At 39.4% G+C, this 14,040-nt stretch carries 10 protein-coding genes; 4 read left to right on the forward strand and 6 right to left on the reverse strand.

Annotated features, from left to right (window positions below; translation table 11 throughout):
* Window positions 1-55: 55 nt before the first annotated feature.
* Together uvrA and A9996_RS08430 are read right to left on the reverse strand one after the other, a co-directional pair.
* Complete coding sequence (uvrA, locus tag A9996_RS08425; RefSeq protein WP_066433152.1) at window positions 56-2,899, reverse strand: excinuclease ABC subunit UvrA; 2,844 nt, start codon at window positions 2,897-2,899, stop codon at window positions 56-58.
* Window positions 2,900-3,062: 163 nt separating this feature from the next.
* Complete coding sequence (locus A9996_RS08430; protein WP_083993895.1) at window positions 3,063-3,314, reverse strand: fasciclin domain-containing protein; 252 nt, start codon at window positions 3,312-3,314, stop codon at window positions 3,063-3,065.
* On the opposite strand from A9996_RS08430, the gene A9996_RS08435 reads away from it, so the two are divergent.
* Entirely contained in the window at window positions 3,272-3,466 is a 195-nt protein-coding gene (locus tag A9996_RS08435; RefSeq protein ID WP_146608955.1) for a hypothetical protein, read from the forward strand. The genes A9996_RS08430 and A9996_RS08435 overlap by 43 nt on opposite strands.
* Before the next feature lie 173 nt (window positions 3,467-3,639).
* Window positions 3,640-4,161, forward strand: a complete 522-nt coding sequence (locus tag A9996_RS08440; RefSeq protein WP_066433154.1) for a hypothetical protein — start codon at window positions 3,640-3,642, stop codon at window positions 4,159-4,161.
* A gap of 141 nt (window positions 4,162-4,302) precedes the next feature.
* Here A9996_RS08440 and A9996_RS08445 read toward each other — a convergent pair whose 3' ends face one another.
* The 3 genes from A9996_RS08445 to A9996_RS08455 form a co-directional block, all read right to left on the reverse strand.
* Complete coding sequence (locus tag A9996_RS08445; protein ID WP_066433155.1) at window positions 4,303-5,022, reverse strand: hypothetical protein; 720 nt, start codon at window positions 5,020-5,022, stop codon at window positions 4,303-4,305.
* Between the two features lie 168 nt (window positions 5,023-5,190).
* Window positions 5,191-8,469 carry a S41 family peptidase gene (locus A9996_RS08450; RefSeq protein WP_066433156.1) on the reverse strand — a complete coding sequence of 1,093 codons (3,279 nt, stop codon included), beginning with the start codon at window positions 8,467-8,469 and terminating at the stop codon, window positions 5,191-5,193.
* Window positions 8,470-8,524: 55 nt separating this feature from the next.
* Window positions 8,525-9,130: an acyl carrier protein phosphodiesterase gene (locus tag A9996_RS08455; protein ID WP_066433158.1), complete on the reverse strand. Its 606-nt coding sequence runs from the start codon at window positions 9,128-9,130 to the stop codon at window positions 8,525-8,527.
* Between the two features lie 77 nt (window positions 9,131-9,207).
* Here A9996_RS08455 and glmM point away from each other — a divergent pair, with 77 nt between their 5' ends.
* Both glmM and A9996_RS08465 read left to right on the forward strand, forming a co-directional pair.
* Window positions 9,208-10,596: a phosphoglucosamine mutase gene (glmM, locus tag A9996_RS08460; protein ID WP_066433159.1), complete on the forward strand. Its 1,389-nt coding sequence runs from the start codon at window positions 9,208-9,210 to the stop codon at window positions 10,594-10,596.
* A 75-nt stretch (window positions 10,597-10,671) separates the two neighbouring features.
* Window positions 10,672-12,177 carry an aminotransferase class V-fold PLP-dependent enzyme gene (locus tag A9996_RS08465; protein ID WP_066433161.1) on the forward strand — a complete coding sequence of 502 codons (1,506 nt, stop codon included), beginning with the start codon at window positions 10,672-10,674 and terminating at the stop codon, window positions 12,175-12,177.
* 944 nt (window positions 12,178-13,121) lie between these two features.
* On the opposite strand, the gene A9996_RS08470 is transcribed toward A9996_RS08465, so the two are convergent.
* A complete protein-coding gene (locus tag A9996_RS08470; RefSeq protein WP_066433162.1) occupies window positions 13,122-14,012 on the reverse strand; it encodes a lysophospholipid acyltransferase family protein in 891 nt (296 codons plus the stop codon).
* Between the last annotated feature and the right edge of the window lie 28 nt (window positions 14,013-14,040).

Below are 14,040 nucleotides of genomic sequence, written 5' to 3' on the forward strand. Positions count from 1 at the left end.
CGATAAATTTTTAACATTATTCATACCGTCTTTTTATAGAAATACTTAAATAATTTTATTTCTTGTGGTTTTCTAGTTCCTTTTTAAGAAATTTTGCGGTGTAACTATCTTTGTGCTTAGCCACTTGCTCAGGAGTGCCCTCCGCAATAACCTCTCCGCCGCCTTTACCACCTTCATAACCTATATCAATAATGTAGTCTACCGCTTTAATCACATCCATATTATGTTCTATAATTAGGATAGTATTGCCTTTGTCAACCAATTCATTGAGAACATCCATCAAGACGCGTATATCTTCAAAATGTAACCCTGTTGTAGGTTCATCAAGGATGTAAAAGGTGTTTCCGGTGTCGCGTTTGCTCAGTTCGGTTGCCAATTTAATGCGCTGTGCTTCTCCACCAGAAAGGGTTGTGCTTTGCTGCCCGAGTGTGATATAGCCTAAACCAACATCTTTGATGGTCTGCAGTTTTTTATGGATTTTAGGAATGTGTTCAAAAAAATCAACACCTTCATTAATGGTCATGTCCAAAACATCACTTATAGATTTCCCTTTGTAACGAATTTCTAAAGTTTCTCTATTAAAACGTTTGCCTTGGCAGGTTTCACATTCCACATACACATCTGGAAGGAAATTCATTTCAATAACCCGCAATCCGCCTCCTTGGCAGGTTTCACAACGTCCGCCTTTCACGTTAAAACTAAAACGTCCTGGCTTGTATCCACGGATCATAGCTTCAGGGATTTTAGCAAACAAGCTCCTGATTTCATCAAAGGTCTTGGTGTAGGTGGCAGGGTTACTTCGTGGGGTGCGACCAATTGGTGATTGGTTAATGTCAATAACTTTATCAATATGCTCCAAACCTTTAATACTCTTATACGGCATTGGTTTTTTGACGCCGTTAAAATAGTAAGCGTTCAGAATAGGGTAGAGGGTTTCATTGATCAAGGTCGATTTCCCACTGCCTGAAACACCGGTCACGCCAATCATTTTACCCAAAGGTAATTTGACCGATACATTTTTCAAATTGTTTCCAGTACAGCCTTTCAACTCTATAAATTTTCCATTGCCTTGGCGACGTTTCTCAGGAACTTCGATTCGCTTTGTGCCATTGAGGTAGTCTGCCGTAAGTGTGTGGTGCGTTTTAAGTTCTTCGGGAGTGCCAACACTGATAATTTCTCCGCCATACTTCCCAGCCTTTGGCCCGATATCAATGACATAATCAGCACTTTCAATCATATCCTTATCATGTTCAACAACAATGACTGAATTGCCGATATCACGAAGTGCGACCAATGATTTTATTAATTTTTCATTGTCACGTTGGTGCAAACCAATACTCGGTTCATCCAAAATATAAAGGACACCCACCAATTGTGAGCCAATTTGAGTGGCTAATCTTATGCGTTGTGCTTCTCCTCCAGACAATGATTTAGAGCTTCTGTTGAGCGATAGATATTCTAAGCCTACGTCTAATAGGAACTGCAAGCGCGTTCTAATTTCTTTGATAATTTCTTCTGAAATTAGCAATTGTTTTTCAGAGAGTTTGGAAGTCAATTCCGCAAACCAATTGGACAAGTCGATAATATCTTTATTGGCCAACTCTGCAATATTGAGTCCGTTGACCTTAAAGTAAAGCGATTCTTGACGTAAGCGTGAGCCATGGCAGGCATCACATTCCACTTTGTCCATATACTCTTTTGCCCAACGCTTTAAGGACGTAGTTTCTGCAGTAGCAAACTGATTTTCAATAAAATTGGCAACCCCTTCAAAATCAATTTTATAATCGCGGGTTACGCCTAAAGTTTTGCTTTCTATGGAAAATTTTTCATTGCCACCGTATAATATCATTTTTTTTGCCTCGTCAGGAATGTCCTTGTACGCATCTGTCAACTGGAAACTGAACCGTTGCGCAATGGTGTCAAACTGTTTAAAAATCCAACTGTTTTTATAGGGTCCGTGAGGAGCAAGTGCGCCAGCTTTAATGGAAAGACTCTCATCAGGAATAATTTTTTTCTCATTGATCTGATACAGTTTTCCAATACCGTTGCATTTTGGACAGGCACCTTTGGGTGAGTTAAATGAAAAGTTGTTGGGCTCCGGATTTGGATATGAAATCCCCGAAGTAGGACACATCAAACTTCTACTGAAATAGCGGGTTTCATTGGTATCCTGATCCAAAATCATCAACACATCATCTCCATGGTACATGGCGGTGTTAATGGATTCGTTTAATCGCTTTTCATTATCCACAGAGTCATCAATTTTAAGTCGGTCAATGACAATTTCAATATCGTGCATTTTATAGCGGTCCACTTTCATACCTTTTACAAGGTCTTTCACTTCGCCATCAGCACGCACTTTTACAAATCCTTGCTTGGCAATTTGCTCAAACAATTCACGGTAATGTCCTTTACGTGAGCGTACCACTGGTGCAAGAATGTTGATGCGTTTGCCCTTAAAACTTTCTTTGATCAAGCTTTTGATTTGCTCATCCGTATAACTTACCATTTTTTCGCCTGTATTGTAACTATAGGCATCACTTGCCCTTGCGTACAACAGGCGTAAAAAGTCATAAATTTCTGTAATGGTGCCGACAGTCGAACGTGGCGATTTACTGGTCGTTTTTTGTTCAATAGCAATCACAGGAGAAAGGCCATCAATCTTATCCACATCTGGACGTTCCAATCCGCCTAAAAACTGACGTGCATACGCCGAGAATGTTTCAATATAACGGCGCTGACCTTCAGCATAAATGGTGTCAAAAGCCAATGACGACTTACCACTCCCTGACAAACCTGTAATGACCACAAGTTTTTCTCTAGGAATTGTAACGTCTATATTTTTTAGGTTGTGAACGCGTGCGCCTTGAACCTCAATTGTTTCTTCAAATTTACTCATAGCACTAGTGTCTTGCTTGATTTTACAAACAAGTTTGCAAAGGTACAATTTTAGATGTTAATTTTCTGTGAAGGCTTTCATTGGATTTCATGTGATTACATAAAAAAAAGCACTCATTTTCTATGAATGCTTTTCCTTCCTTTTCATAGCCATTTAGTCCAAATTATTTTGGCATCACTACACTATCAATCCTATGAATTATACCGTTACTTCCCATGACGTCAGTAGCCGTGATTTCACTGTAATTTCCTTTTTGGTCTTTCAACCATATTTTTCCATCTTTTTGCATGACGGTCAACATTTCGCCATTTAAGGCTTTCAGCTCCACTTTGCCATTTCCTTTTTTCAAGGCAGCAACATCATCCGTTGCTTTTGATTTTCCTGAAACAAGATGGTAGGTTAAATTATAATTCAGTCTTTATTAATACCAGCCAGTTGCTTGTGTTGAATGCCGAGCATGATTATCAAATGTGGGCCGATGTTGAAGGAGAAATGGTCAACATCGGGCTTATTGATAATAAAAAAGACTTGTTGGCGATGAACTATAAGGAAAAGCAAAATCCTTAAATATTACATCGAGCCTTTGGGTGGTAGTGAGCATCCTAACGTATCACGCTCAAATTCAAATGTCTATTTGAAATAGATGTCCATTTTATTTGTCTTGTCTTTTTCGCAAAATTAGTAGAACTTCGTTCCGTAGAATTCAATTTCAAATCATTTTACAAAACAATCTTATTTATATGAAATTACTAGGTATAGGCTCGAGAATCAATCATAACGAATTTGGTAAGGGCGTTGTCACCAACGTCACCACAAAACATTATTGGGTGACCTTTATTGACAACGGATTGGAAACTATTGAACTGGATAGCGCATTTGAAGTCATTGAAGCTGCCGAAGATGATGTAGATACCATTAGTTTTTATGAAGTTGAGCGCACTCTAAAATCCATTTTAAAACAATGGAGTGATGTGAGCGAAGTGGTCACCATCGCTGATAAATGGAAAGGTGGCAAGCTTATTATGGAACCTGGAGACTCCAATTTAAAATCGAACGAAGTGCCTATCGATACATTTTTCAATAAAATCACTATGGTTCGTGATCGCTTAAGAGTCATGGAACAAAAGATTAACAGCAGTAATCTTGACGCACAGGAAAAGATTGATTTACAACAATATCTTACCAGATGTTATGGGAGCTTAACCACATTTAATGTGCTGTTTAAGCATAAGGATCATAATTTTGTGGGGCAGAAAGGGTAGTAGTCAGTCGCAGTCTCAGTCTTAGTCTCAGTCTTAGTCTCAGTCACAGTCAGAGTCACAATTTCAGTCGCAGTCACAGTTGCAGTCACAGTTGCAGTTTACAGTGACGGTTTACTGAAAACCGCGACTGCGACTGTAAACTCATTTAGTCCCTGTAATATCCGTGATCTCCAATCCAAAAACCATAAACTTGTGAAAGGTTGGCAACTGGGCACCACTTTCTGTTGTGGTCCAAACACTCCACGAGGCTTCCAATCCGTCAATAGGTAAAATATCCACCCACATTTGAAAGCTGGTGGGTTTTCCGGAAGCATCCAGATGCCACAAATAGGAATCTCCAGGAGTTGAACCACCGGAAGTATAGGTCACTAAAAGTGATTTTGAACCGTTTTCCAAAGTGACTAAGCGGCGCTCTGTTCCAGGATCAAAGACCTTATACGGCGCCACTAGCCAAAAAGAATCATTGTTGAAATAAGCGAGGGCTTTTTCAATGAGTTCTTTTGAGTCAGCACCTTCAACTTTTTGGTCGTTTTTAAAGACTTCGCTTTTCGATGTGTCTTTCAGATCTAAATTGACTTTATAATCTTTCCAATAGACTTCGCAGGTGTTTTCGGCTTTGTTCCATTTAAAATGATGGCGTTTGCTGAAGGTCCATTCCAGATAGTTGGTGTTTTGGTAGGCTTCATAATCTAAAGCATTTAGCATTTTTTTGGCGACCTGTTCTGCTTGTTCACCTTTAATTCCTGTTGGCAAGTCCTTATCGTATTTGAAATATGTAAAACCGAATAAGAGAAGGGTGGGAAGCGTTATGAAGATAATGGCGCCTACGATAATTTTTAATATTTTTTTTGGATTGGCCACGAATTCACGACTGTTTTTATAGTTAAAAAATGATGCTGCAACAAGAGCTATTTCGCAGAGTTACGCAGAGAAAATAGAGATGCACAGAATGTTTTTTAGAGTGTACATTTTACTCTGTGAATCTCTGTGTGTGTTTAACTCTGCGAAATAAGGCGAAATAACCCAATCCTAATTCTCATTCTTATACCCTTCCGGACGTTTCCAACGTACCGGTGCTTTTGGTTCTGGCTTCATTTTAAATTCTTGGGTCTCCAACAATTTCATGGCTTCTTTAACGGCGCGCTCCAATTGCGGATCATTGCCGTTCATGCTCAACTTTGGTTCCTGAATCACTTCAATGTCTGGCGCAACGCCTTCACCTTCCACAGCCCATTCGCCATTCACATCATAAAATCCACCACGAGGCGCCACCATGCGGCCACCATCTATAAAAGGAGGTGTGTCCCAAGTGCCTACCAATCCGCCCCAAGTTCTGGTGCCAATCAGCGGTCCGATATTTTTTTCTTTAAACATATAAGGCAGCAAATCTCCGCCAGAACCTGCACGCTCATTGATAAGCATCACTTTTGGTCCCCAAATTCCCGCCATTGGTGTGGTCCACGGTCTGTTATCGTTGGTCTTACTATTAAAATATCCAAACAGCTCACGAGACATGATGTCAATCATATAATCTGCCGCTGAACCGCCACCGTTGTTGCGCTCATCAATAATTACCCCTTTTTTATCCTGTTGGGAAAAGTAGTATCTGTTGAAAGATTTAAATCCGTCTTGGCTTGTATTTGGCACATACACATAAGCTAATTTGCCGTTGGAGAGTTCATCTACTTTTTTACGATTACTTTCTACCCAATCCATATACCGTAAGCTGCGTTCATTAGAAACTGGCTTTACCAAAAACGATTTGGCTCCTATAAGCGATGGTTTACTGTTCACTTCAATGGTGATTTCTCTATTGGCAGTTTGCTCCAACAGACGGTAGATATTCTCTTTCGGAGATACCGTTTTCCCATTGATGGAAACGATGTAATCGCCTTCATTCACCTGAATTCCTGGTAAGCCTAAAGGTGAATAGGTACCAGGATTCCAACGTTCGCCATTGTATATTTTGCTGATACGGTAACCATCCTTTGTCCATTCAAAATCAGAGCCCAATAAACCGACAGGAACGCGATCAATGTCTGGCATATCGCCTCCAGAAACATAAGAATGGCCAATGGAAACTTCACCGCTCATAATGTCCACCACGTAGTTCAAGTCTGTTCTATGGCGCACATGGTCAATCCACGGCGCATACCATTTATAAACCTCGTCCCATGGTGCTCCATGAACATTGTCAACATATAAAAAATCGCGCATATAGCGCCACCCTTCTTTAAAGATTTGCTGATATTCAGCTTTAGGATCAACTTTTACCTTCAAATCCATTTTGAGCTTTTCATCATCTTTTGGAGGTGTTGTGGTGCTGGTAATGCTCCAACTGTTGTTTTGTTTTATCAACGCATTGTCACGATCGGATGAAACCACCATTTCTGAAACGTCTTTGGCATATTCTGTGGCTTTGCCTTTCTCCAAACTATAACTGTGAATTTTGAATCCAGTAGCATCAGGAATCATTTCCTCTACAAAAACAACATTTTTTGGACCTTTAATCAAGCCCACATAACTGCCTTCTTTAAGTTCAAGAGGTACGGCACGATTAAAGATATTTTCTTGGTCAATGATAATTTTTGGCACATCAGCCGTTTTATCTTTGTCTTTGGAATCGTCCTTTTTATTCTTGTCCTCTTTTTTATCCTCTTCTGATTTATCGTCCTTCTCTTTAGAATTTTCCTCATCGGTTTTTGGAAGAATGGGAGCGTTATCTTTACTGTTCAGAACGATGGCATATAAACTTCTCGTCACATTCACATCATAAGAACTCATATCTAGCCAACCCGAGGTCAATCCGTAATTGGTACTCGCCAAAGTGTAAATATACTTTCCTGAAGCATCCCACACAGGGCTTATCGCGTCTGCAATACCATCCGTAATTTGAATGGTCTCATTAGTTTCGACATTGTAGACAAAAATGGATTTGAAGTGACTTTCCTTTTGTTTGGCATACGCAATCCATTTACTGTCAGGAGACCAAACCGGATTCATGGAACGATCAGGATGCGCGTAACGATCTGTGTCGGCTTTTACGACCTTTTTGGTATCAAGATTGACAATCCAAAGGTTGTAATCGGTATCTGTATACGCGATGTATTTGCCATCATTGGACCATTCTGGTTTAAAGTAAAAAGTGGCATTGGGTAAGGTGATCTCTTCTTGATTATTGCCGTCTTGGTCTGCAACTTTCATTTTATAGTTACCAGTGGCATCAGAAAACCATGCGATTTTATCTCCTTTTGGTGACCAGATCGGACTGCGGTCTGCCACTCCAGAAGAATTGGTAAGGTTGCGCCACGTACCATTTTCTTTCGGTACCGTAAAAATCTCTCCACGATGCTCAAAAACAGCACGCATCCCTTTTGGAGAAATTTGCGGATTGCTTAAACTATTTGCAGAAACATCTTCCCAACGGGGTCTTGAAAAATTCAAATCGCCAGTTGCAGTGATGTTCAGCTGTTTGGTTGTTCCAGTTTCTATATCCAATAGGTGCAAATAGCCTCCTTGTTCATACACGATTTGATTGTTGGTGGCATCCAAGCTTTTGACATCAAATTTTTTATGAAAGGTAATTTGTTTCTCTGTTTTACTTTTAGGATCAAAGGACCAAATATTACTGGTATAATCACGTTCTGACAGATAATAGACAAGTCCGTTCTGCCACACAGGATACAAATGCCGTTCTTTATCCAGTTGAGGCGTGGTAATCAAATCTTTGGTTTTTAAATCCACAATCCAAATGGGCATTGCTTGTCCGCCTCTGTAGTTGCGCCATTCCGGATCCCAAGAGGTGATAGGGGTATAGGCTATATATTTTCCATCCGCAGAAATATCACCATACGCTGCTCTTGGAATATCTAATGCCTCAGGAAAGCTTCCTTCTGCAGTTACGGTGTAAAATTTTGAAAGTGTGGTAGGTTTTCCTTCGCGCCCTGAACGAAAGAGGATTTTGCTGTCGGGCGTCCACCCTTGTACATAATCGCCATCAGGATGAAAGGTGAGGCGCTGTGGCTCTCCGCCTTCTGAAGGAACAATGTACACATCAGAATTTCCATCGTATTCAGCCGTAAAAGCAATCATCTTGCCATCCTCAGAAAAATGGGGGTCAGATTCATACCCTTCGCCACTGGTCAATCTTATGGCAGTGCCACCATTAATTGGGGCTTTCCACAAATCATTCGCATAAATAAAAACAACTTCGGTTTTAGAAATGGTGGGTTGCCGCAGTAATTGCGTGCCTTGTGAAAACATGGAAAGTGAGGAAAATAGTGTAAAAAGGACAAGGGAATTTCTCATAATAACGGTGGTTTTGAAAATGTTTTAAAAATACAAATAATATGGTATGGATAACCTACTGCAAAGCGTACATGTGTTGCAATGCTGTTAATTTTTTATTTGAAAAGACACGTAGTTCTTCAAAAAAAATGGTGAATTCATCCTCAAAATCATCATAAAACTCCTGAAGTTCATTGGTAGCGCTATTCATTCCTGAAATGTTATTGGTACGGTGGTTCATGCCATTGAGTACTTTTTGAATCCCTTCAATTTGGGCGTAGCTTAACAGCCAATTGTCGGCAATCATATAGGGCATCATCTTCTGAATACGCAGAGGCAAGAGCTCAAAATTTGTTTTTAGCGAGTCATAAAAATTAGCAACATACAGGTCCAAAGGTGTGTTAGAATACTGCGACCAATTTTTGGCTAAAAAATGGTCGTATAAAATATCCACAATCACACCGCTATAATGGCTGTAGTTTTTATGGAGTCTTTTTGTACTTAATCTGACCGTAGGATGGGCATCCGTAAAAGTGTCAATTTCCCGATGGAGTAAAATGCCAATTTGAATGTCTTTCGGCTGCTTTTCATAGCGTCTTCCTTTGATGCCGTCTGCCATAAAGTTTCCGATAGTGATCAACGGGTTGTCTCCTGAAAGATAAATGTGGGCTAAAAAATTCATCGGTCTAATTTACGGAATTGCTTTTTAGATTTCCGATTTTGTAATTGTATATTTGCTTTTCACTTTAAAAAACAGATATGACACTCATCAAATCAATTTCAGGAATACGAGGCACCATTGGCGGACATGTTGGAGATAATTTAACGCCTATTGATGCGGTTAAATTTGCATCGGCTTATGGAATATGGTTAAAACAACAGCGCCATAAAGAGACGCACAGAGTTGTGGTGGGTCGTGATGCGCGTATTTCTGGTGAAATGATTCAAAATTTAGTGATGAATACGTTGGTTGGTTTGGGTATTCATGTTATTGATCTCGGTTTGTCAACAACCCCAACTGTTGAGATTGCCGTACCTATGGAACATGCTGATGGCGGCATTATTTTAACAGCAAGCCACAATCCTAAACAATGGAATGCACTTAAACTCCTCAATGCCAAAGGCGAATTTTTAAATGGAGAAGAAGGCGCTAAGATTTTGGAAATTGCTGAAAGCGGAGAAATGATCTTTGCAGACGTAGACCATCTTGGAGAGATTACGAAAAATGAGGCGTATATAGATATTCATATTGATGAAGTTTTAAAATTGCCCTTGGTGAATAAAAAAGCCATCGAAGATGCTAATTTTAAAGTGGTTGTAGATGGTGTCAATTCTACAGGTGGTATTGCCATCCCATTATTATTGGAACGTTTGGGCGTGCATACTGTAAAACTATTCTGTGAACCTAACGGACAATTCCCACATAATCCAGAACCTTTGAAAGAGCATTTGCACGATTTATCTGCAGCAGTAGTTAAAGAGGATGCCGATTTGGGCATTGTGGTAGACCCTGATGTGGATCGCTTAGCATTTATGGATGAAAAAGGTGAGATGTTTGGTGAAGAATATACTTTAGTGGCCTGTGCCGATTATGTATTGAGCAAAACTCCGGGGAATACAGTAAGCAATATGAGCTCAACCAGAGCCTTGAGAGATATTACTGAAAAACACGGTGGTACTTACGAAGCAAGCGCGGTAGGAGAGGTAAATGTGGTTGAGCTGATGAAGAAAAACAATGCCATTATTGGTGGTGAAGGTAATGGTGGCATAATCTATCCAGAATCTCATTACGGCCGTGATGCCCTTGTTGGTGTGGCTTTGTTTTTGAGCCTGTTGGCAGAAAGGAAGATATCTACAAGTGCGCTCAGAGCCTCTTACCCAAGTTACTTTATGGGTAAGAAGAAGATCGAGTTAACAGCTGATATGGATGTGGATGGTATTTTGAAAGCGATGGAAACACGTTATCAAAATGAAAAGTTGACTACAATTGACGGCGTAAAGATCGATTTTAGCAACAGTTGGGTCCATTTGAGAAAGAGCAATACGGAGCCAATTATCAGGATTTATACCGAAGCGCCTTCACAATTAGAAGCAGATGAACTGGCCGATAAGATCATATCTGAAATTAAAGCAGTCGCAAATATTTAGTACCTTTTAATGATTATTAAAAATTGAATTCATCCCGCCGTTCAGAGGGATAAAACACTTGAAATTTTAGTTCAAATGATTTCGACACCAACACCAAACACAAAAACAACCGAGCTAGAAAATTACTTTCAACAGTTCAGGCAACATATTATTGGGATTGATCAGGAGTTTATGACGCCTTACGGGAAGCAGAGAATCATTTATACAGATTGGACCGCATCGGGACGTTTATATAGACCCATTGAAGAGAAGTTGACGAATGAATTTGGGCCTTATGTGGCCAATACCCATACGGAAACTACGGTTTCTGGAACAGCGATGACTAAGGCCTATCATAAAGCAAAACATATTATCAAGGATCATGTTAACAGCAATGCTGACGATGTGTTAATTTGTTGTGGCAGCGGAATGACAGAGGCTATCAATAAATTTCAGAGAATTTTGGGATTAAAAGTTCCAGAAAATCTTCAAAAGCACACCATAGTTCCTGATGAAATGAGACCAGTTGTTTTTATAACGCATATGGAACACCATTCTAACCAAACGTCATGGTTGGAGACAATCGCCAAAGTTGAGGTAATTCCGCCAGGTGAAGATGGATTGTTTTGTATGGCTAATTTAGAAGCGCTTCTTGAAAAACATGAGGCACGACCAATCAAAATAGCCTCGGTTATTGGAGGTTCCAACGTGACAGGAATCCAGACACCTTATCATGACATTGCCAAAGTGATGCACCAAAATGGTGGGGTCTGTTTTGTGGATTTCGCCTGTTCTGCACCTTATGTAAATATGGACATGCATCCCGAAGATGAAGACAAAGCGCTGGATGCTATTTTCTTCTCGCCACACAAATTCTTGGGAGGTCCGGGAACATCAGGTGTTTTGATCTTCAACAAGAAACTCTACAAAAATATGATTCCTGACAGTCCGGGTGGTGGCACCGTGAGTTGGACCAATCCATGGGGAGAACACAAGTATATTGATAATATTGAAGACCGTGAAGATGGTGGTACACCAGGCTTTTTGCAAACCATAAAAACCGCATTGGCCATTAAGCTCAAAGAGCAAATGGGCGTTGATAATATTCTGAATCGTGAACATGAAATTATTGATTATATTTTTAGCAGTTTAAAAGACATTGAAAACCTTACTATTCTTGCAGGCCAGCATCAAAATCGATTAGGCGTCATTTCATTTTATATTGATGACTTACATTTTAATTTGGGAGTAAAGCTTTTGAATGATCGTTTTGGTATCCAAACACGTGGTGGCTGTAGCTGTGCAGGTACCTATGGGCATTTTCTATTGCATGTAGATATTGAAACGTCCCATCAATTGACGAATGAAATTTCTTTAGGAGAATTGACACGCAAACCAGGTTGGATACGGATGTCCATCCATCCTACAACTACCACGGAAGAAACGGTCTATGTATGCGAAAGTTTAAAAAAACTCGCTAAACACCATAAGGAATGGGCAACGGATTATCAGTATGTTCGCGCGACTAATGAGTTTATACATAAATCGGCTTTAGTTGAAGATAAACATGCAATTCCGGTGAATGATTGGTTTGAGCTGTAATTTTCCGAATTATTTGTTCGAAGGTTCTCTATTATTTTTGACACCCACTGAAGCCTCGGCGTCACAAATCCTTAAAAATAAATCAATAGGTTAGAACTTAGCGCTTCTGCGTCTCTGCGAGAAAAATCAAAAGATTTTAAAGAAAAAAATTACACAGATTCTAACTGGAATTTGGTATTTATTTTTTGGAATTTTAAATGAAACACTCGTCTTTTGGAGCTCCCAGAAGCTTTCGGATAAAGATTCTTACAGGTATATCTATCCATTAAGACTTAGCGCCTCTGCGCCTCTGCGAGAAAATCAAATGATTTTAAAGATAAAAATTAGACAGATTCTAATTGGAATTTGGTATTTATCTTTTGGAATTTTAAATGAAACACTGGTCCCTTAGAGCTCCCAGAAGCTTTCAGATAACGATTCTTACAGGTACATCTATCCATTAAGACTTAGCGCTTCTGCGTCTCTGCGAGAAAAATCAAATGATTTAAAAGTTAACAATTACACACATTCTGATTGGAATTTGATAGTTGTTTATTCAGCCCAATTTTTTTGAAATATTACTTTAGTGCATCTTGATTTAGTTTCTAAAAATTTTGACACGAATTTCACGAATTTTCACGGATTTACTAGTTCTTAGAACTTAGCGCCTCTGCGTCTCTGCGAGAAAAATCAATTGATTTTAAAGAAAAAAATTACACAGATTCTAATTGGAATTTGGTATTTATCTTTTGGAATTTTAAATGAAACACTCGTCTTTTGGAGCTCCTAGAAGCTTTCGGATAAAGATTCTTACAGGTATATCTATCCATTAAGACTTAGCGCCTCTGCGCCTCTGCGAGAAAACTACTTTTTATATAGCATTCAATTGGAAAGGCAAGTTATTCAAAATTGATGGGCAAGTCTATAATCTAAAATCCATCAGCGAAGCGATCTAAAATCTATTTTTACAGAAACTTTTCCGGCACAGCGTTTCTATGCTTCCAGCGTCTATGCGTCCATAAATAATATTGTGGCGCCTCGTAAATTTGTTGTTCTAATTTTTTTGTGAAAATATCGGTAATTTCATAATCTGGATACTCGTTCGGATTTACCGCAAGCGTTTCAAATGTAGTTTCGTAAAAGCCACGCTTCAAACGTTTCACTCTAAAGAACACTACGGACATGTCCAATCGTTTTGCCAACATTTCCGCACCTGTGTGGATTGGGACTTTGATCCCCATAAATTCATTCCAATGGAATGCTCTCGAAACACGCGGCGTTTGATCTGACACAAAACCATTTATCGTCAGCTCGCCATTTTGTTTAGCTTCCGTCAGTGTAGGAATGGTTTCTTTAGTGGTTATTAAGCCACTGTTGTATTTAGCACGAATCCGTTTTACTAAATCATCAAAATACTTGTTGCCTAAACGGCTGTAAACGGCGTAGCCTTTATGCGAAACGTACTTTTGAAGAATGAAAATCCACTCCCAACTGCCGTAGTGGCCACACATCAAGACGATACTTCTATTTTGTTTTTCAAGATCATTGATAAGCTCAACATTTGTAAAGGTAAATCGCTCTTTCATCGATTCTTCGGAGATGGTCAAAGATTTAATCGCTTCAACCATCATATCACAAAAATGGTGGTAAAACTTCTCGGTAATCGTGTTTATTTCAGCTTCTGGTTTATCAGGGAACACCAATCTCAAATTATCTTGAACCACTTTTTTCCGGTAACCAACAAGTTTAAAGATAATAAGATAAAGTCCATCAGAAAAAGCGTAAAGCAGCCGAAAAGGTAACATTGAAATCAACCAAATAAGCGGATAAACCAAGATGTAAATGAGAAATTGCATTTTTTAATATTAGATTTGCAGCTGCAAA

It is taken from the genome of Gelidibacter algens, assembly GCF_001678675.1.
GTDB lineage: Bacteria > Bacteroidota > Bacteroidia > Flavobacteriales > Flavobacteriaceae > Gelidibacter > Gelidibacter algens.

Excerpts from the sequence above, each read along its gene's own strand:
- uvrA (WP_066433152.1), bottom strand. The coding sequence starts at position 2,899 with ATGAGTAAATTTGAAGAAACAATTGAGGTTCAAGGCGCACGCGTTCAC.
- A9996_RS08440 (WP_066433154.1), top strand. The coding sequence starts at position 3,640 with ATGAAATTACTAGGTATAGGCTCGAGAATCAATCATAACGAATTTGGT.
- A9996_RS08450 (WP_066433156.1), bottom strand. The coding sequence starts at position 8,469 with ATGAGAAATTCCCTTGTCCTTTTTACACTATTTTCCTCACTTTCCATG.
- A9996_RS08455 (WP_066433158.1), bottom strand. The coding sequence starts at position 9,130 with ATGAATTTTTTAGCCCACATTTATCTTTCAGGAGACAACCCGTTGATC.
- glmM (WP_066433159.1), top strand. The coding sequence starts at position 9,208 with ATGACACTCATCAAATCAATTTCAGGAATACGAGGCACCATTGGCGGA.
- A9996_RS08465 (WP_066433161.1), top strand. The coding sequence starts at position 10,672 with ATGATTTCGACACCAACACCAAACACAAAAACAACCGAGCTAGAAAAT.
- A9996_RS08470 (WP_066433162.1), bottom strand. The coding sequence starts at position 14,012 with ATGCAATTTCTCATTTACATCTTGGTTTATCCGCTTATTTGGTTGATT.